Source organism: Litoreibacter roseus (genome assembly GCF_009811795.1).
GTDB lineage: Bacteria > Pseudomonadota > Alphaproteobacteria > Rhodobacterales > Rhodobacteraceae > Litoreibacter > Litoreibacter roseus.
Genome location: NZ_BLJE01000002.1, coordinates 772,735 through 791,827 on the forward strand (window position 1 = coordinate 772,735; position 19,093 = coordinate 791,827).

Below are 19,093 nucleotides of genomic sequence, written 5' to 3' on the forward strand. Positions count from 1 at the left end.
GGATCCCTGGGTTACAAAACCTGGGTGTTGAAGAGATAAGACCCAGGTTTCGTCACAAACGAACCGTTACAAAACCTGGGTGTAGGAGAAAGAAGACCCAGGTTCTGTAACGCAATGGCGCAGCAAAGACAATCGCAACGCGAACAATTGACGACGTTTCTCCGCGCAAACCCGATTGTGCGGGCATACGAACTTCGCAAGGTTGGTATCGCTAGCCAGACGATAAAGCGCGCAGTTAATGACGGAGAAATAATCCGCATCTCGCGGGGCCTCTATCAACGCGCCGATACCGACGTGGACTCTCAACAGGCACTGGCCGAAGCGGCAAAGCTGGTCCCGAAAGGTGTCATTGCGATGGTCTCAGCGCTTGCGTTCCATGGGCTTACGGATCAGATGCCTCGCAAAATATGGGTCGCAATAAACACCAAGGATTGGGCGCCAGCACCGGCCTACCCTCCGATCCGCATTGTCGAATTCCGAGACAAATACATGCAGCATGGAATCGAATATCACAGGATATCTGGCGTAGATGTGCCTATATTCTCCGTACAAAAGACGCTCGCCGACATCTTTCGCAACAGCAAGCTGGTTGACCGCTCGATTGCTGTCGAAGGGTTGCGCGCTGCGCTTGAACAGCGCAAGGCCACGCCCAGCACAATTGCAGAAGCTGCAATTGGGGGAGGTGCTTGGCGGATCATGCGGCCTTATCTCGAGGCCCTGACGGCGAATGGCTAAAGAGCACACAAATCTAACCGCGTCGATCAAGCAGAGATTACTGAACCTCGCGCGCAACGAAGGCCGCGTCTATGAGGTCGTGCTGGTGCGCTATGCGCTGGAGCGGCTACTCTATCGCCTCTCGATTTCTGACCACCGTGATCGCTTCATCTTGAAAGGAGGCATGCTGGTAACGCTCTGGATCGGGGGAAGTAGCCGCGAAACCCGCGACGCAGACTTTCTTGGATTCGGCGACTCCAGCACTGAAAACCTTAAGACTTCATTTGCTGACATCATGGCAATCAAGGCAGAAGATGGACTTGTCTTTGATACTCATGCGCTGACCGCATCGTCAATTCGCGAAGAAATTGAGTACGGTGGCGTCCGCCTACGAACGACTGCATTTTTGGAAAGATCACGCATCCCGGTCACAATTGATATTGGGTTTGGAGACGCGATTGCTACCGACGCACAACCATTCGCTTATCCGTCGTTGCTCGGGATGGAGCAGCCACAAATACGTACTTATCCGCCAGCAACGGTAGTTGCAGAGAAATTTCACGCGATGGTGGAGCTCGGTGTAGCCAACGGTCGCATGAAGGACTATTTTGATCTTTGGGCGATTTCGAAAGCAGTGCCCGTTTCTGAAGGTGATCTGAACGCAGCAATACGGGCTACATTCGAGCGTAGGCGAACGGCCATTCCTGCAGATCGACCTCCTGGTCTTTCAGAGGGAATGTCGAAGGACCTTTCAAAGCAACGGCAGTGGCTCGCGTACGCTCGATCAATTGATCTAGCCAATCTTTCGCTAGAAGAGGTAGTTGATGAGGCGTGGGCACTGGTTGGTCCGGCGTGTATACGCAAAAGCCATCTCGACAAGAACGAGGACGAGGTTCAATGACGCTGGCTGACTGTAGTGCCGCGAAGAATTTCAAGAACGAGTTGCGCGATCTGCCTTGCAAGGAACGGCGGAACTGCGTTTCCGACTTGGACATATTGCTGGGTCCTATTGCCTAGGAACAGGTAGTCGTCGGGGAAGGTCTGCAGCCGAGCAGCCTCGCGCACGGTTAGGCTGCGGCACTGCATCGGATCAGGATGGATGAAGTAATGTCCATCCTTGGAGATGTGGCTCGTTACGGTAGTCGCGGCCGCGTCGGCCAGTTGGACTCGAAAACGGTCATTGAAGACGCCGCTGTGCCAGTTCCGATGATCCGGGCTGAGCGCGAGGGGAAAATCGGCAGCCTTCGGGCTGTAGCCGCGCACTGCCCCGAACACAGCGGCGAACAGATACCGTCCAAGATCTGAGGGCATGTGTCCTCGCGTCTCGTGCTGGGAAATGCCGCGCAGATCCGACCGTTCGAGCCACCGCAGCAGTTCATCGTTCGAGGTGCCATAGCCATTCGGCTGGCATGACGCTGTCCGACGGCTCTGTGCTTCCGACTTCATTCGCTTTGCAACGGATGAGAATGCCTCCCGAAGCGGAGCATTCTCGTTCCCCTTGTGGATTTTGGCCAGAAGTTTCGCCGCTTCGACAACTTCGTCCCGCCACGCCGATGAATCGTCTCGACCACGACTAATGCCGCTGCGCAGGTCGGGCATCGTCCCGATCACATCGTTGACCGTTCGCGCCAAACCCGAGACCCCAATCTCGGCATGCGCAGCCTTGCCCGCAAGGTCGGACCGAATTCCGACGATGATCACTCTGTGGCGTCGCTGCGGAACCCCGAATTCTTCGGCGCGCACGATGAAATCTGACGGTCGAGCTGCTTCTTGCAGGCTGGCTTTTCCATCTTCCACCCGAACAGCCAGCAGCTCGTAGTGATGACCATGGCCCGTGCCGAGCGAGGACAGATCCTCCATCAGCATCTCGAAGACAAGTCGGCTTTCGACAGTCGAGGACAGCATGCCCTTGACGTTTTCCATCACGAAGGCGGCGGGACGAAGCCTGTCGAGCACGCGGATGTACTCTCGGAAAAGGAAGTGCCGCTCATCCTCTTCAGGCACATAGCCGATCTTGCCCTTCGTCCGGGCGCGCCCCACCAAGGAATAAGCCTGACAGGGCGGTCCGCCAATCAGAATCGTATCGTCATAGTTTTTGCGTAACTTCGCTATGGCACCGTCAATCGCCGTCGCAGCAGCTCCAGTGCCGAGTTCGAGTGCACGAGCCTCATCAATGGCAAGCTGCCACGCTTCGGCGTCGACTGCTGACCAATCAGGCTCGGTGACAAGCCCCGCATGGAAATCGATGAACTGGTCGGGCAAGGCGCCGTGAAGAGCTTGGTATTCACGAAGGAACGCGCGCAGCGTCAGGGTGCGATGGGCCGATTCCTCCTTCTCCACCGAGATGCCGATCCGGAACGGCGCATGTCCGTCCTCGACGAGAGAGGCAAAGCCCTCGCCCAGTCCGCCTGGACCGGCGAACAGATCGACAATGCCGAAAGTGGCTGACAAATCAGGCTCCTGACGAAATTAATTCTGTCGGTGTATACTAGGTTCCAGATCGAAGACCAGGGTGCACGTGACCGATATCGTAGACAAACAGACCCGTTCCCGGATGATGGCCGGGATCAAGGGGAAAGACACGAAGCCTGAACTGGTGCTACGGCGGGCACTTCATGCGCGCGGCTTCCGTTACCGGCTGCATTCGAAGAATGTCCCCGGACGACCTGACCTCATGTTTCCAAAACATCACGCAATCGTCTTCGTACACGGCTGCTTCTGGCACCGCCATAAGGGATGCCGCTACACAAGCACTCCATCGACGCGTCCGGAGTTCTGGAAAGCGAAATTCGATGCAAACGTCGCGCGGGACCGGGACGTTCAAGACAAGCTCCTTGATTCAGGATGGCGAGTGGCAACAGTTTGGGAATGCACACTACGGACACCCGAGAAAATCAATGAAACAACCGATCTACTGTCTGAATGGCTCCCGGGTGGCGAAAGCGAAGTCATTATTGGCTGAGCAGAAAAAAAGCGACGACAAACCGGCCCAAGAGTTTCAAAGTAATTTGGAGTCTCAGTGCTTTCGCGTAGTTGCATTGGCAGCAGTTTCGAGTTTTCCTGTGTATGAAAGACCAAAGTGAGTGACGAAAATGCTTCTACCGAGAGACGAGGAAGGTCGCAAACTGGATGCAGAATTCGCGCTTGAGAAAACAAATGATGGCTTCGCTCTAACTGTAGAATCTCGCAGTGGGTCGGATCTTGGACCCAACCGTAGCCGCAATAAGGAATACGCAGCTGGAATGCGTATGCACCTATTGCGCATGGCGGAGCACGACATGACTCTTCTTGAGATCCAAGTCGCCAGTGCGAAGGCGCTAAAACTACCGGAGTCTGACCGTGTGGTCGTGCCGAACGGCTACTCGCTGCCTCTTCAAATGAGCAAAGTGAGCGATTTCGAGCGATTGAGGTTGGCCATCGGGCGGAAATCGGCCGCATTCCAAAACACCTCGAAGTCCACCGGCAACAACACGAAGAAAATGCATTTGATCGTTCGATCGCCAAGTGCGGCGGCCATGTCCCAGAAAGCGTTGGAGGAATTATTCACTGGCCGGGCAGAACTGTCAAACTGGACTGAGCAACCGACCGACGACGAAGAAGAACTCCGAAGGCGAGTGCTCAAAGCGCGCCGTCTGGCGCGCATGAAACGCGGATCGCGTAGTACAACGCCGGATGGTCAGAGAAATGTTAAAAAGATTAGCGGGGCTTCAAACCGGTTTGTTCGCGATCCGAACGTGATTGCCTGGGTCTTGGAAGAGGCTAGCGGAACATGCGATGCGTGCGGTCAAAATGCCCCTTTCGAGCGTGATGACGGCGACCCTTATCTTGAAGTTCACCATGTTCGGCCACTTTCAGAAGGAGGACCTGACACGATCGACAATGCCCTCGCTTGTTGCCCCAACTGTCACCGCGAACTACACTTCGGTCGACAGCGCCACCGTTTTAGATTGGAAGTTGTTCACCGTATCAATCGGCTCCGGGACTGGCCAGCGAGATAATTCTTGCCATAATAGATGTATCTTTGCCCGAGCATTTGAATTTTCAGCTTTCTCATTTTAAATATATTGTTCGCTACTCCGATGCATCTGGATGCGTGCGTATTGTTGAGAAGGGCTTGGCGCGACATGCTGGGTATTTGGGAGCTACAGACTTCTTCCGAATTTCGTCTTCGCCACATTGCAGAGATGTTGCAGAAAACAGAAATCCGCTCCGAGGGGCGGCCAGTTACTCACCTGTTATCTAACAGAGATTTTGGCTCAGGCGGTAGGGATTGAACCTACGACCAATTGATGAACAGTCATACTTCTCCCTTTTGGATGGCAGCCTTCGCGAAATATGTATAGAGCATTCGCACCCGCCGCGAACTTCCGCTTTCTGCCCTCTAGTCCTCGCACTTTGCAATATCGACCAACCCCGATGTGATCGGTTGATCAAAGCTACGCCCCTTTTATTGCGCTGTGCGTTACAGCGGCGCGCTCGACATCACTTACGAACTCGGCAAGCGGGATGCCCAGCTCTCGGCAGATCGCATCCATCACTGTGAGGGTTGGTTGTCTTCGACATGTTTCCAAAAATGAGATGTAGCTCATGGAAAGATCTGTGCGGAACGCGAGTTCCTCCTGTGACAGGTTCGCGGCCTTCCGCTTTTCGCGAAGTGTCCGCGCGTATGCGGCTATCAAAGCTTGGTTTTTCCGTTCCATCCTGACTCTGTCAGGGAACGGCACCGATAACTCTAATGACTATAGTAACAATTTACTATAGTCATTAGAAGAAGTGGGTCAGAAGCGTGGGTGCGGGAGCGTGCTGCGCGTTTTGAGGTAGAGGAGCAACTTCAAATGGAGCTGCAACTGCACACAGTCTCATGCCTCGGCTTCAAGGGTGGGGCGGGTCGGACAACCACAGCGGCTGCGCTGGCTGTCGGTCTAGCATCAATTGGTCAACGCGTTGCGCTTATTGATGCGGGATATGCAGTTCCGCTTGAGGAACAACTTGTGTTAACAGGACGCGGCTACGGTGCTGTGCCGGATCACAGCGTCCTTGGTCGATGGGCCGACACGGCACATAGTGGCTCATTTTGCGGTGGGGAGCTTCAGTACATTCGAGCGACAACCGCTGCCTATCTAACGGTAGTGCTTGATCAGCTTTGGCGAGAGAATTGGGCCTACGCCATTGTTGACACCCCAGCTCACCAGACATTGTCCGTTTTTGAAGCAGCGGACCGATCCTCACTACTGATCGTTCCAGCGCGGAGTGCCTCAGACGCCAAAGAGACCAAGGACCGCCTTCCGGAGGAATTCTTAACCAAGCAAGATAGGCTCAGATGTTTGGTGGCAGGTGCCGAGCAGCCACAGCACGTCCGCGCCGCGTTCTCGCCGCTGCCAATACTGAAAACAGAGCTGCCCTTCGACCCAAACTTTATGGCGTTCATTCCGCATCAGAACCGCAGTGAAAGTCAAAACATGTCGAACAACCATTGGCAGGGGTGGTGCATCCAACTAGCGAATGAAGTCCTGGAATTGATATCTGAACGTGAAAGTATGGTGTCATGACAGTTGTAACGGCGTCACTTGATGTCGTGCGCGGCATCGTGACGGCCTGCAAAAAGCAAATGGACTCGGTGCGCATCAACCAGACTACCGGCTATGGCAAGATCAATGGTACGTGCGAGCTGTGGCTGCGGGACAGCGCCGGACATGAGCACCGATATCAGGGCGAGCTGTTCGAAGCCGCGCAGCCCGGCCACGAAGTTGCTGTCGTCAGTGACCGGACCTCCGGCAAGCTCCTCGCCTTTGCAAACCTAACGACGCAGAAAGTTCACGATGCCGCTGAACTTTCCGTCAAGACAACGCCCGGCGCTACACTTATCAGCACGTTCGGGTTCAGTCTTCTTCTGGCCTTCCCCGGACTGTTTCCGTGGTTCATGATGTTGGATGCCATCGGTCTCGCCGATAACGCCTTCTCGGCCGCTGGCCTCCAAAACTATGTTGTCTTGCTCCTCGGCTGCGTCTTTGCCGGTGTTACCATTTGGTCTAAACGCTACGAAGAGCGCACCGCGCGCCTGAAAGCCGAGATCAACCGCGTTCTCGGTCAAAAAGAACCAATCGCCTCCACTGCAAATCGGCAAACTGAGTAAGACAATGATGAATTGGTATACAGCCGATACACATTTCGGCCACGAGAACATTATCAGGCACTGCGGGCGTCCGTTCCAGTCGGCAGGCCACATGGATGCGGTATTGATAGAGAACCTCAACGCGAAGGTTGGCCCCGAGGATGCGCTCTGGATTGTTGGTGACTTCGCCTTCGGTCAGAAGGCAAAGGATCGCAACTGGTTGACGAAGATCTTCGCAAAGCTGCCGGGGGCGGAACAGCACCTTATCATCGGGAACCACGATGGCGAAGCGACCCAGCAGCTGCCTTGGACCAGCGTGACACCTCTTGCCGAAGTGGCGGATGGCCAAGGCCCACATTCGGTGCTTTGTCATTACCCGATGATCACATTGCACCGCGCCCGAAAAGGCGCGCTTCACCTGTTCGGCCATGTTCACGACCAGTGGATGGGAAGCAGGAATGCCGTCAACGTCGGCGTTGATGTCTGGGGTTATGTCCCGATCACAATCCGAGACATCGAACAACGCGCAAAGGCACTGCCCGAGAACAAGCACTGGCAGGACGTAGAACATAATGCGGAGCTTTGAAATGACCCAAACTGGTGGCAACGCGAAAAGCGATCTCGATGACAGCATCATCGCACAATTGATCGAATGCGGCTTGCATGCGCGATACAGCAAAGACGTCAAAGGTGGCTGGTGGGCCAGAGCTCAGATCAGGGAAGAGCTCTTGAAGCGCGGCTGGACTTTGCCGCCATACACGCATGCGCATGAACTCAACGACAATGCGGAGGTGTAGTAAGATGTCACGATCCAGACGCAAGACACCGATCACGGGTATCACCAAGGCCGAGAGCGACAAGCGCTTCAAGAAAGTAGAGCACAAGCGAGCGCGCCAGAAACTCAAAGCTGCGGACCTGACAGAATACACGCAACCCGACCCGAAAGCCTTCGGCAACCCTTGGGCCAGCGACAAGGACGGGAAGCAAAGGATTGACCCGGACAAGTTCCCAGATTTGATGCGGAAATAGCTCTCGGGAATTGTTCATTTTCAGAGCTCGACTATGGTCAGCGGCTGTTCGCTGTGCCGGCTATTAACTCACAGAATGCGGACGAAGCTGCCTTTCGATTGGCGAATTCGAAGGTCTGCTCTCGAAAGTCAACTGCGCTTTGCGGCGCTTGTCAGCATTGCCTTAAGCGTCTCTCTGCCGGTTTCAGCCGTCGCTTTGGCGGTGATACGTGCGCTGCCGACGTTCTTGGCCTCTGACAGTGCCGGATGCTCGGACGGCGACACAGCCAGTCCAAGGATCAGACCTTCAGATTTCGACGGTTGCAGAACGGCAAATTGCCTCGTCGTTTTGAAGCCGGTGTAGGTTTTGCAAGGCGTCACCTCAACCTTGTCAAGCGTCAGCGCATGGGAACGCAGTTCATCATACAGCGCCACGTAGGCCGGATCGATCCGGTCCCGTAGCGCCGCCTCCAGATCAGTGGGGTCGGACCACGGCACATCGCCTGTTTTTTCCCGGATCACGGCGACGGCAGTTTGGTGTCCAAGACCTTGGTCCGACTTCAAAAATGCCATATGGGCCTTTCTGTCGTCACTCACCCTGTCCAGAATATCCAGCCAGTGAGCCAGCGGATGGCCGGTCTTCTCAGGCAGGTTTTCAATGATACGGGCGTGCATCTCACCGGGGCTGAGGGCCATTATGCAGGTCCTTTCGATTGTAGATGAGCATGGAGTTTCTTGCGCAGGATGCGTCCCCAACCTGCCGTGAGGATGGCGCGGGTGGGCAATTGCCGCAGTGCAAATCCGTCATGCACCAGATCAAGTCTCGTGCCGGTTGTAGTTTCCGTTAGTGTGAAGGAAACGGTCGTATCCAGATTGCCGGCTTTCCAGGAGATCATCAGCCGCTGCGGCGGGTCAAGTTCCAGCACCTCCGAATACACCGTGCCGTCGAACCCCGGCGCGGAATTGGTCTGGAACGTGAATTTATGTCCAAGCTCGGGTTCGAAGTCATTGGGCATCAGCCAGACAGCAAGCTCCTGCGGGTTGATCAGCGCCTCCCAAACCATCTGCCGCGGGAAGGCCAGATCAACGCTTCGTCGTATCGTTCCCATGATCAGTTCTTCTTTCTTTTCAAAAGCTCCGCGAAGGCATCGAGCTTCTTGTCCCAGAAGGCTTGGTATTTCGAGAGCCATCCTGCCACGCTCAGCAAAGGTTCGGCATCAACACTGTAAATGTTCTGACGCCCGTGCTTGTGGTGTGAAACCAGCCCCGCTTCGCGCAGGATTTGCAAGTGCTGCGAGACGGCGGGCTGCGAGATTGTGAGTCTGTCGCTCAACTCTCCGACTGAACGGTCGCTTTCGAGCAGCAAATCCAGCAGCACGCGGCGGTTTTGATCTGCCAGTGCCCGAAAGACTTGGGTTTCCTTATCCATATGCCGTTCCCGCCAGTTTGCCGCCCTGCTTCCGGCTCAAGATGAAGGAGGCCGCAGTAGCAGCGATCGTCCAGCCGACAATCAGGTTCGCGCTTTCTCCAACAGCATAAGCTGGCGCGAGCCCCCACCAGTTTGAAAGAACACCGTAAGTGGCCACCGAGGCTGAAACCGCGCTAAGCGCAATGACTGACAGGCTGCGTCTCGGCCCAAGAGGGGCCAGCAAGATCAAGAGCGCGACAATCAGGGCAGCAACGACGGCCTGCGTCACCGCTTGCCGCGTCAGGTAGGCCGCACCGTCGTAATAGGCGATTGGCATTGAGGATATCCACGACACCGTGTTGTCCGTGAACAAGAGGCCCAAACGACCGGAAAACGCTTCGTCGAAAGCTGCTGTCCCGAGCGATCCCGGTGCCTCGATCACCGGCGTGCGCAAATGAAACGCACCCAGATCAGGAGAAGTCTCAGTCGAAATGACATGCGCCGTGGACGGACCCCAAGGAAACATCTGGGTAATCCCACCCCAGATGAAAAGGGTAAGGCCGGCGGCGGCGGTGGCGACGAGCGGCTTAAGCATTTCGAATCTCCATAAGCAGTTACTTATGGGATTTAATACATAAGTGAATACCTATGAGTCAACATTTCTTCAATGGTCCTGAAGCATGCATTTTGCTTTTGCGAGCAGCAAAGCCGTCATTCGCTGCAACTCAGACTTTTCGAAGGTATGGGCTCTTTTCCCTCTTTCGCCGCGCGCCGAACGAACGACTGGTTCTACTACCTATTGGCTCTGCCTACTCCCAAACTGATGCTTTGCGTTTCAGTCAGATACGGAACTTGACCTCAGTCTAATCTAGGAGCTAGATGTTACCATATATTGTGTTCGAATATCCCTTTATGGGCATAGAGGCGCAATATGTGGTGCATTGATGCCATTTTAAGGGGTTGACATGCCGCCCGCACCGATTCAGCCTTCTACAAACTTCAGATTTGTAGGAGTGCGGTGCTGTGTCCGCGAACAATTCAAAGTTAGATCGGGAAAACCATGCCCGGATCCAGTACCTCTTGGCCCTGGCAGGCACGACGTTTTCGGGTGTCGCAGATAGACTGTCGATTTCACCCTCCGCAGTATGTTCAGCATCGCTGGGGAGGTATCGATCGGCGCGTGTCGAGCAGGAGATTTCTAGAATAGTCGGCTTGCCAGTGTCAGAAATCTGGCCAGGCCGAACTCCTTCGAAAAAGCAGGAGGACGCAGCATGATCTAGATAGCATCTAGATGAATGAGCAAAGCCCAGCTGCTTCCGCAACCAGGCCCGCCTTGATACGCCTCATTCATCCCACCTCAAAATTCAAAAGTCAATGGGTCTGCTCTGGCAGTTAGACCCTTTGCAGCCACCAATCCGGCGTTTCAGCGACCGGCAACCAGGAAGTTATGTGATGAATGCACTACTTGATCACGCAGTGATGGAGCCCGTTAAGATTCCGGCCATGGATTTGTCGGGTATGCCAGAGGCGTTCCAGCGGGCATATGGCCCGACCAAACCCTTTGAAAACGAATTTGGCGATCTGACGATGCCAGGCGTTACTCCCATCCCATATCAGGGCAACCGAAAGATTAATCCCCGCTCGCGAGGTGCATGTCGCATCTTTGCTACTTGGCTGGATTCAGTAGCCCACATACCTAGAATTTACGGTTTCGACAGCCAGGTAGAATATCACCACGGCGCGCTCACGCTGATCAATCCCAGTGTGGCGCAGGTGCAAGAGCAGTTTGGCCCCATTCCGTTCACTGGAGATGACGGCCGTCCCGCGAACCACTTTATTGATCTGTTGATTACGCAGCATGATGGGCGTCGTGTCGCGGTCGCCGTCAAACCTACAGAACGCCTCAAATCAGGAAGGTTTTTGCGGGAGCTGAATGCGCTGGAGAAAACCATGCCTTCCGGCACGGCCGACGAACTGGTTTTGGTCACAGAGAACTGCTTTTCACGTGCAGATGCGTTCAACGCAGTGATGTACCATCGGTTTGCTTTGTGCCCTGATCCGGCAGTAGATCAACGACTGCACGATGTCCTGAGCACAGTACCTGGTGATATTTCCATCTGCGACTTGGCCAAACTATGCCGTGCGGGTGGGCGTGCATTTCGCGTCATCGTTCGTGCGATTTTCGAGGGATCACTGCTGAAATTGAGCACTGGTCGCATTTCCCCTTTCACCGTGGTGCGGAGGCTGGAATGAACCAGAAGATCTATTTTAGCCAGTCTGATCAGTACGCAATCGACCACATACCGTACCATTTTGAGACAAGCGATGAACACTCGGCATTCTTCCGTCGCGAAGATGGCTCCGGCGCAATCGAGAGATTTGGCTGGGACGACCTCAACCAAATCGTTGGCAGTGAACGATGGAGTTGTAAAAGGCGCTCGTTGACAGTTCCTGATGCCAAGCAGGCTCCAGATCTTTACACTTTCGTTTGGGAGCTTCCTTCAAGACAGCAAAAGATGTTGCTGCGGCGCTGGTTCTTCGTTTCCGCGCTACGAAAGCTCCACGCTGCCGGTGAGGTGAAGTTGACGCCGAGCAGCGTGGAAGCGAATTTCTATGCCATTCTCAAAGAAGCGACAAAGGAAAGTTTGGCGTTCGATGACCGGTTTGGCGTTCAGTACTTCTGCTCCAAAGACAACAGCCTACCCAGCACTGCAAAACCAGGGACTATATTGAGATGGCAGCGGCTTGTAAAAAAATCTGGGGGTAGAATTGACAGCCTGATCGACAAACGGGGCAAGATCTCAAGGATTGACATAGATCCAGAAAGCTACCGCTTCATCATAGGGTGTCTACGCGAATACTTGTCCGAGGAAAGACACAGCGGCAACGCGATTGCCCAAAAAACCATAAGCGCGATCCGTCTTGAGAATGAAAAGCGTCGGAAAAGCGGTCAGGCCCCAATTAATGGCCGTTGTAGGTCGGCCTTACACGATTGGATCAGCAAATTTGGAGAATTCGAGATCGATCTGGGTCGAAAGGGCAAAGTTTACACTAAAAGAAAGTACTCGGGCGTCGGGAAAACGGAGCGAGCGACACGACCTGGCCAAACATTTCAAGCAGATGAGTGGGAGGTAGATGCACGAACGCTCATTATGTCCGGGCCAATACGAGAAGGTCTCGAGCAAGAGACACTTGATGCGCTGCCACGCGGTCGGCGTTGGCTATATATCGTCATGGATGTCGCGACCCGCTACATTGTCGGGTTTGGCATTTCTGCAACCCAAAGCTCAGAGGCGGCGGTACGCGCGTTAGAAATGGCAACGCGTGACAAGGAGGACCTAGCACAAGCTGCTGGCTCAAAGTCAACTTGGCGTGGTTTTACATTTGAATGCTTGGACAACGACACTGGAGGCGGGTTCCTAGGCAAGACGACCCGGCGTGCTGTGGAAATGATTCAATCAGCGCAATTCTATGGCAAAGTTGGTGAACCCCAATTTCGGGGACCAGTTGAAAGGCTCTTTGGCACTTTTTCGGTACGTGCCATGCCCTACATTCCGGCACAAACGTTTCGTAACCCACAAGTGCGCGGCGACTACGACACCGAAGCGAAGGTTGCACTCACTGACGATCAGCTTGCCTTGATCTTTATTCGTTTCATTGTCGACGTTTATCATCAATCTGAACATGGAGGTCTGTTTGGAGAGACACCATCATCAGCGCTTGAACGCCTTGAGGGAACTATTGGCACACCGCCAAAGCTAACTCCTAAAACGCGACGCAAAGCATTTGGAATCAGGCAGGAGCGAACCGTTACAGCCCGCGGCATTCGTTTCCTTGGCATAGATTATGGTGGCAGCAACGAAACACTGCAAAGCATACGCAAGCGTCATGGAACGAACGAACTCGCATTCTATGTCGACCCTCAAAACCTTGGCACCATCAGCGTATGGGACGACGGAAATTGGCTTGAAGTCCGCTCAAGTATTGAAAACTTTGAGGGAATAAAGTTAACGGACTGGATTGAAACCACCAGAATTCTCCGCTCTCGCTACTCTGCGCAAGCTGAATTAAAGGCGAGTGTGGTTTTTGACGGTCTCAATTACATGCGTGCGCGTGCAACTGAGGCACAGCGCATCATGGGTGTCTTACCCCAGATGCCGACGTCGGCAGACCTGCAAGGACTCGAACGTGAACTCCATTGGGGGCTCTCAGTAGTCGATGACACACCAACGGCCGTGCAAGACTTACCACCCGCGGAAAGCGGTATTGGCTACAAGATTGGCGAAATCTCACCTGCCCCAAATGCCCGTCAGCATCCCACCGGAGATGAGATGGCAGTCCCTTCATCCCCTCCTGCGGCCCAAACCGATCCGCATCAATACAGCCAGGGCTCCATAGTTAGTGATGAAGATGATGATGACGATAGCTGGTTTGAGGAGGCCATTAAGCCATGAGTTTTGGACCAAAACATCCTGATGTTTATTCACGACATCAAAAACTAAGGCAGATTTTCATGGAAAACCCCGACGCAGAACGGATATTTCACGCTATCGGAGATGTCGTTGGTGAACATCGTGCGGCCGTCGATGCTGGCAGCGAAATGGAAGCGCGTGCGGTGGCGATTCTAGGGAACAGTGGAACGGGCAAGACAAAAAGCACCATCCATGGGCTAGAAAGGCTGGGCCTGAAGGATACGGTCGTTGGTGACAACCCCCGCTCATTCTTAGTGATCAAGTTGAAAGCAAAGGCTTCGTTACGAGGATTGTGCGCGGGCGCACTCACAGCATATGGATGGCCGGTAAACAAGCGCGACTCTGCCGAGGAAATTTGGACCGAGGTAGACGGGTACATCCGCAAATTGCAAACCTCCGTCCTCGTATTCGACGAAATTCAGCATGTCAGATCGGCGGGTGCTGTCGACCGCGCCGACCTCAGGGACTTCCTCAAGTCCTTAGTGCAACCTGGTCAGAGCATCGTTATTCCGATTGTTGTCGGTACGCCTGATTTTCTTGAGGTCTTAAATTCGGATGACCAGCTCTTTCGCCGTTGTCGTCAGGTGCATACCCGAACACTTGAAACGGCGATTGATCTAGAGGTCGTCGCAAGAACGCTCAATCAGTATGCGAAAGCAGCAAACATTCAACTAACAAAGTCGGTTAAGAACCGTGAGTTTGCAGCGAGATTACTGCACGTATCAAAATATGCATTCGGTACAATGTGCGAGTATTGCTGCGCAGGGATCAAGCAGGCGATGCTTGAAGACAGCACGGAACTCAAAATTCAACACTTTGAAGATACATATCGGCGGAACATAGATTGTGTCCCGGCACTGAACCCCTTTGTCGCCGCAGACTTCCAAAACATTCAAATCGGCGAAAAGACCGATTTTCGCTAACCCATAACCATCCAAAAACGAGCAGTAACATGATAGAAATTTTGCCGATCAGGCTAACGGCGTCAGCCGCTGAACCGGGATTCTCAATACTCGCCCGCAATACAGCCGCAAATGCGTCTCGCACAATAAAGGAGTTTTGCGCCGCGACTGGACTAAACAAGGCGTTGATCTGTGCTGGAGACCCGGAGCAACTGTGCGCACTGGCGAAATTGACGGGGTCAGACCCGGAGCACCTGCAAAGCAATAGCCCACGGCAGTTGGATAGAAAAACCTCCGTCATCAACGGCAACAAGCTGCTCACACGGTCATTGCGAAAAGCAGATTTGTCAATTTGCCCTCAGTGTTGGTTGGAACAGCGCGAAACGCGTGGTTCCCAGTCCTATCAGCTTGCGTTGAACAGCGCCTGGCTTCCACGTTCCGTTCGGACCTGCATCCGTCATGATGTCTGGCTCATCGAACTGCCCTACAAGGACTACACGTCCTGTTACGACCACCTGTTGCGTTGCAAGCTGACATACGGTTGGCTTGGTAGCTTAGCTACTATACTAAAAAGGCAACCTTCCAGTAATTTTGAGCGCGCTGTACTGGGCCAAATCCTGCTCAACCAGCCGATATGCCCTTGGTTAGGCGAGATCCAAGTAGACGTACTCGAACGTTGGTGTCTGGGCCTTGGGCTTTTTTTGGAGACCGGTTCAGGTCGGCTCAACGACTTCGATGAACATGCGCAGTTTCAAATGATCGACGCTGGGTACGATGTGATGAAGTCAGGAAGGAACGCACTGCATGTCGCTGTCGACGTGGCGTTAGGCAAGCATGGTGTACGACTTGGCAAGACTTGGCTTTATAACTGGGCCATTCCAAGCCATTCTCCCCCTGAGCGCTCTGTGTTTCGCAGTCAAATGAAAGACATGTGCGACGCCCAAGGCGATTATTGCTTGTACACAGTCGCCAGCGCCCCTCCCGTTTCCCGCACCGTCGATCTGCAGCTCAGGAAGCTCTCTCGTCTAACCGGCCGTTCAGTTTCGTGGACTAGAAATGTGCTCATGACGGATGGTTACCTGCCAAGTAGCGGCATCCCAGCACAACGGCATGTCAACAGTCAGTTCTATTTCTGGCGGACTCATATCCTACGCCTGCACAGTAGCCTGAAGACGAAGGCAGCGGCCAGTCGCTTGGGCCTTGGGGTGAAGGCCTTCGGTAGCCTTGTCCAAGATGGAATTCTGAGCCCTATCAAATCTCAGGTTTACGTTAAGCCGAGGTTCGACACGGCCGATCTCGACACGCTAATGGCCAGAGTTCAGCGGCACGTGCATCCAAACCCCGCGTGCCGCTCCGCTGAATTCGCCTCCATCCCGAAAGCTTGTTTTGAGGTATCGTGCGCGACATCGACGGTCATAAATCTGCTGATGGACGGGCATTTGAAATCCGCCGCCTGGACGCACCAGGGCAAAGGACTTGCTGGGATCGTTATTTATCCGGTCGAGCTCAAATCAAAACTCGCGTCGTTTTCGAAAACTGGCCTGACTATCGAGGATTTGAGGGACAGGCTTGGTCTCCAATACACGCAAGTCAAAAAGCTGATCGCGCGCGATCTCTTGCTCGCATTCACGGGCCGAAAGAGCAGTACTGGCCGGAGGGCGGTACTTGTCGATCCGCCTGATCTCGCCGCTTTCTTGGATGATTTTCAAACCGTCAGGACAGCTGCTGCTCGGCTCGGCATCAGCGAAAATGCCGTTCGAGCCGGAATTTCAAATGGTGGTATTGTGCGTGCACCTGAAGGTGACGGCCTGCCCATTTATCGCGCGGCCGTGATTCTCACCGTCTAACGCGGGTCAAAATGGCCGAATTTCTGCACCGCCACTGGCGGTTTTTTTGTGCCTGCATCGCACCCAAGTTGCAGTCTTGCCCGGACAAAGTTGCATTTCTAAATGGCCGCTAGAAAATTTACGCATTTACATCAAAGGCTTATAAATTCGCCAGACTCTAATTCACGCCGGACGCCACATATTTAACGCGTTATTTCCGTCTCACTATCTGGATGCTGTCGCATCTTAAGAGAGCCTCCCAAGCGGGATGTAAGAGATGCGCCGGCAGGATCAAACGCATTGAGCTGGCGAACCGATGTCCGGGCGCCAGCCCGTCGTGGACCTATCGCTAGTCCGGCACCCTGAGACGCATTCCGGTGACCAGAGCATTCGGATTGCTCATCTTGTCGCGGTTTGCGTTGAAGAGCTTTTGGTACTGCCGCCCGTCACCATAGATCAGCTTGGCCAGTGTGCCCAAGGTATCGCCAGGTTGGACGGTTACAAATCGCTGGCCACCAATTGTGACGACCCGTGTTCCAGGTTCTGCCGGGACCGTTACCGTTATGGCGGAAGCGGTCGCTCCCGCATCTTTCGGCGCCATCACCAACAGGCCGGAGGATTCGGTCTGAACGGCTGGTGTTAGATCCAGGGAGCCCGTCGATTGCGCTGGCTCCGCCACAGCTTTACGCGGGGCCAGAGCCGTGCCGCCTTTCAGACTGGCTGCCGTGATTTGCAGATTTGAGGCCGGGAAGGACTGGACCTCGTAGTCAGGAAGCGCCGGCACGTCGGCGGTCAGTTCCGACCCGGACAGGCTTTCCAGAAATGCCACAAGGTCGTTTTTCTCATCCCGTGTCAAACCCAGTGGCTTGATCAACGGAGATTTCGTGCCGAACACATCCTGCGTCCCGCCGATATTGTAGAATTCGACGACCTCGTCGAGGGAGTAGAAAATGCCGTTATGCATGTAGGGCGCAGTATATTTGAGGTAGCGCAGGGGCGGGGTGCGGAACATCCCAAGATCGTCCGGATTCTGTGTCGCCAGATAGCGGCCCGGATCGCGATCCAGCGCCTCGTATACGGCTGGCTCCAACCCTTTGAGCCGCATCAGGTAGCGGAAGGTGACCTGCCGCAGCGGCTCTTCCGAGAGACCCACGTTCGGGGGAACACTTGTATTGTAGAACTTCTGGTCGCTGATCAGCGCACCATTGTGGCAGCTAGAGCAATTTGCCTTCCCATCGAACAACGCCATCCCCCGCAAGGCGGCGGCGGACATCGCATTTGACTGGCCGGACATATGCAGATCAAACGGGCTGTCATCCGAGATCAGGGATTGTTCGTAGGCGGCGATGGCATCCGCGATCTTGTCCTGACTGGGGGCCTCGCCCCAAATACTGCCGAACCGTTCCACATATTCCGGGATCTGGCGCAGACGTTCTTCGGCGAGGACCGTGTCTATGTTCGCGACGAACCCGGCGCCCATGGCGTCATGGACCTGATCTGACAAGGATGCCAGTCCGGAATCCCAATGGAAACCTTCGGTCATAAAGCCCATGTTCACAACTGTTTGGGAGTTGCGCCAGTGCTTTGTTCCGGGATAGCCGCGTGCCAGTTCTGACCCGTCGCTCCACCCATAGTTAGGGTCATGGCAATCAGAGCAGGCCGTCGAGGCGTCACCGGACAACCGCGGATCAAAGAACAGCATATGGCCGAGTTCGACAACCGCCGGATCAGCCTGCTTGAGGCCTGCACTGTCCAAGGCCTGTAGCGGCTCGGCGGCGTGCGCGTGGGTGCCGATGGCCGTCAGGGCAAAGGCAATGGATAAGGTGCGGGTAGACATCTGCAGAACTCCTTTACTGGTCATGACAACACGAGATTGAACCCGAGGTCGTCATTCGGGCCGATCGTTAAGGCACCCGTGCGCTCACCAAGAACCGGGTGCCAGGCAACGACCTCGTAATTCCCCGGTGGAATGTCGTTGATCTCGAAACGACCTTCGACCGTCGTCACCGCGATGTAGGGGCTTGGCGATGTGTAGACCCAGGCCGCCATCCAGTTGTGTGCATTGCAGTCGATCGTGACGAGGTGCCCCCGGCGCAGACGCAGGGGAATGAAGTCGACCTGTCCCGCCTTGGGTTGCGAGAAATTGAACATCGCTCGGCGGATGCCGCTGTGCACCTCATATGCATGTATGTTGTGCAGGATTGGATCGAAATTGAAGATTTCAGCATCCGCAGTGTTCTTGCCGATCTGAACGAACGGCTGGAAGCTGCAATCAATCTGATAGATCTTCGTCGTATCGAAAACGGGCTGCCATGGCTTGCCGCGGGTGATCCCTCTGATCTGAACCACGGCATCGGCCAACCCGCCGTCTTCCGCCACCCTCAGGGGTTGAACGGACCGGACACCCTCACCGCAAATGGACGAGTCCTTCGTGACCCGCATTTCGATAGGTTCGACAGGGGGGCCGGAATACGCAAGCTTGCCGTGGAAGCGTCCCGCATTGGGAATTGCATCTACGGCCTCGTATTTTAGCGCGTTCGCGCTGCCCAGGCCTTGCGCGTATGCCGTCCCGAATTGCGACTTTGCGGCTATACTTCCAAGACCTGCAGCGGCGCCCAGCATCAAAGAACGTCTGTTCAACAGCATCAGTTC

22 protein-coding genes are annotated in these 19,093 nt (G+C 54.6%); 14 read left to right on the forward strand and 8 right to left on the reverse strand.

Annotated elements, in window-relative coordinates:
* Positions 1-147 precede the first annotated feature (147 nt).
* The gene (locus KIN_RS10735; protein WP_207710125.1) at positions 148-735 is read left to right on the forward strand and encodes a type IV toxin-antitoxin system AbiEi family antitoxin domain-containing protein; all 588 of its coding nucleotides are present in this window, start codon (positions 148-150) and stop codon (positions 733-735) included.
* The gene (locus KIN_RS10740) at positions 728-1,615 is read left to right on the forward strand and encodes a nucleotidyl transferase AbiEii/AbiGii toxin family protein (RefSeq protein ID WP_159806750.1); all 888 of its coding nucleotides are present in this window, start codon (positions 728-730) and stop codon (positions 1,613-1,615) included. Before KIN_RS10735 ends, KIN_RS10740 begins: the two co-directional genes overlap by 8 nt.
* On the opposite strand, the gene KIN_RS10745 is transcribed toward KIN_RS10740, so the two are convergent.
* Entirely contained in the window at positions 1,609-3,165 is a 1,557-nt protein-coding gene (locus tag KIN_RS10745; RefSeq protein ID WP_159806752.1) for a DNA cytosine methyltransferase, read from the reverse strand. The two genes, KIN_RS10740 and KIN_RS10745, sit on opposite strands and share 7 nt — an antisense overlap.
* Positions 3,166-3,232: 67 nt before the next feature.
* On the opposite strand from KIN_RS10745, the gene KIN_RS10750 reads away from it, so the two are divergent.
* Positions 3,233-3,676, forward strand: a complete 444-nt coding sequence (locus tag KIN_RS10750; RefSeq protein ID WP_159806754.1) for a very short patch repair endonuclease — start codon at positions 3,233-3,235, stop codon at positions 3,674-3,676.
* 130 nt (positions 3,677-3,806) lie between these two features.
* A complete protein-coding gene (locus tag KIN_RS10755) occupies positions 3,807-4,712 on the forward strand; it encodes an HNH endonuclease (RefSeq protein WP_505712032.1) in 906 nt (301 codons plus the stop codon).
* 438 nt (positions 4,713-5,150) lie between these two features.
* Here the strand turns inward: KIN_RS10755 and KIN_RS10760 are convergent, their stop codons facing one another.
* Entirely contained in the window at positions 5,151-5,414 is a 264-nt protein-coding gene (locus KIN_RS10760) for a helix-turn-helix domain-containing protein (protein WP_159806756.1), read from the reverse strand.
* A gap of 135 nt (positions 5,415-5,549) precedes the next feature.
* On the opposite strand from KIN_RS10760, the gene KIN_RS10765 reads away from it, so the two are divergent.
* The 5 genes from KIN_RS10765 to KIN_RS10785 are packed head-to-tail and all read left to right on the forward strand — an operon-like array spanning position 5,550 to position 7,855.
* A complete protein-coding gene (locus tag KIN_RS10765) occupies positions 5,550-6,263 on the forward strand; it encodes a nucleotide-binding protein (RefSeq protein WP_159806758.1) in 714 nt (237 codons plus the stop codon).
* On the forward strand, positions 6,260-6,847 hold the full coding sequence (locus KIN_RS10770; RefSeq protein WP_159806760.1) for a hypothetical protein: 588 nt from the start codon (positions 6,260-6,262) through the stop codon (positions 6,845-6,847). The genes KIN_RS10765 and KIN_RS10770 overlap by 4 nt, the downstream gene beginning before the upstream one ends.
* A gap of 7 nt (positions 6,848-6,854) precedes the next feature.
* Positions 6,855-7,412, forward strand: a complete 558-nt coding sequence (locus KIN_RS10775) for a metallophosphoesterase (RefSeq protein WP_243144895.1) — start codon at positions 6,855-6,857, stop codon at positions 7,410-7,412.
* Between the two features lies 1 nt (position 7,413).
* Complete coding sequence (locus KIN_RS10780) at positions 7,414-7,623, forward strand: hypothetical protein (RefSeq protein ID WP_159806764.1); 210 nt, start codon at positions 7,414-7,416, stop codon at positions 7,621-7,623.
* A 4-nt stretch (positions 7,624-7,627) separates the two neighbouring features.
* A complete protein-coding gene (locus KIN_RS10785; RefSeq protein WP_159806766.1) occupies positions 7,628-7,855 on the forward strand; it encodes a hypothetical protein in 228 nt (75 codons plus the stop codon).
* Between the two features lie 128 nt (positions 7,856-7,983).
* Here KIN_RS10785 and KIN_RS10790 read toward each other — a convergent pair whose 3' ends face one another.
* From KIN_RS10790 to KIN_RS10805, 4 genes are read right to left on the reverse strand one after another with little or no spacing between them, the layout of a single operon-like run.
* Positions 7,984-8,529 (reverse strand): DUF5655 domain-containing protein, encoded by a 546-nt coding sequence (locus tag KIN_RS10790; RefSeq protein ID WP_159806768.1) that lies wholly within the window; start codon positions 8,527-8,529, stop codon positions 7,984-7,986.
* Positions 8,529-8,942, reverse strand: a complete 414-nt coding sequence (locus tag KIN_RS10795; protein WP_159806770.1) for an SRPBCC family protein — start codon at positions 8,940-8,942, stop codon at positions 8,529-8,531. Before KIN_RS10795 ends, KIN_RS10790 begins: the two co-directional genes overlap by 1 nt.
* A 2-nt stretch (positions 8,943-8,944) precedes the next feature.
* Positions 8,945-9,262, reverse strand: coding sequence for an ArsR/SmtB family transcription factor (locus tag KIN_RS10800; RefSeq protein WP_159806772.1), 318 nt, complete (start codon positions 9,260-9,262; stop codon positions 8,945-8,947).
* Positions 9,255-9,836 (reverse strand): hypothetical protein, encoded by a 582-nt coding sequence (locus KIN_RS10805; RefSeq protein ID WP_159806774.1) that lies wholly within the window; start codon positions 9,834-9,836, stop codon positions 9,255-9,257. Before KIN_RS10805 ends, KIN_RS10800 begins: the two co-directional genes overlap by 8 nt.
* A gap of 428 nt (positions 9,837-10,264) precedes the next feature.
* On the opposite strand from KIN_RS10805, the gene KIN_RS22685 reads away from it, so the two are divergent.
* The 5 genes from KIN_RS22685 (at position 10,265) to KIN_RS10825 (ending at position 16,462) form a co-directional block, all read left to right on the forward strand.
* Entirely contained in the window at positions 10,265-10,516 is a 252-nt protein-coding gene (locus tag KIN_RS22685; protein WP_373281653.1) for a helix-turn-helix domain-containing protein, read from the forward strand.
* A 177-nt stretch (positions 10,517-10,693) separates the two neighbouring features.
* Positions 10,694-11,494 (forward strand): PDDEXK family nuclease, encoded by an 801-nt coding sequence (locus tag KIN_RS10810; protein WP_159806776.1) that lies wholly within the window; start codon positions 10,694-10,696, stop codon positions 11,492-11,494.
* Complete coding sequence (locus KIN_RS10815; protein ID WP_159806778.1) at positions 11,491-13,695, forward strand: TnsB C-terminal domain-containing protein; 2,205 nt, start codon at positions 11,491-11,493, stop codon at positions 13,693-13,695. The genes KIN_RS10810 and KIN_RS10815 overlap by 4 nt, the downstream gene beginning before the upstream one ends.
* Positions 13,692-14,636 carry a TniB family NTP-binding protein gene (locus KIN_RS10820; RefSeq protein WP_159806780.1) on the forward strand — a complete coding sequence of 315 codons (945 nt, stop codon included), beginning with the start codon at positions 13,692-13,694 and terminating at the stop codon, positions 14,634-14,636. Before KIN_RS10815 ends, KIN_RS10820 begins: the two co-directional genes overlap by 4 nt.
* Positions 14,637-14,665: 29 nt before the next feature.
* Positions 14,666-16,462: a TniQ family protein gene (locus tag KIN_RS10825; RefSeq protein ID WP_159806782.1), complete on the forward strand. Its 1,797-nt coding sequence runs from the start codon at positions 14,666-14,668 to the stop codon at positions 16,460-16,462.
* 328 nt (positions 16,463-16,790) lie between these two features.
* Here KIN_RS10825 and KIN_RS10830 read toward each other — a convergent pair whose 3' ends face one another.
* Positions 16,791-18,278 carry a cytochrome c peroxidase gene (locus KIN_RS10830; RefSeq protein ID WP_159806784.1) on the reverse strand — a complete coding sequence of 496 codons (1,488 nt, stop codon included), beginning with the start codon at positions 18,276-18,278 and terminating at the stop codon, positions 16,791-16,793.
* Positions 18,279-18,298: 20 nt separating this feature from the next.
* Positions 18,299-19,087 (reverse strand): carboxypeptidase regulatory-like domain-containing protein, encoded by a 789-nt coding sequence (locus KIN_RS10835; protein ID WP_159806785.1) that lies wholly within the window; start codon positions 19,085-19,087, stop codon positions 18,299-18,301.
* Positions 19,088-19,093: the final 6 nt, after the last annotated feature.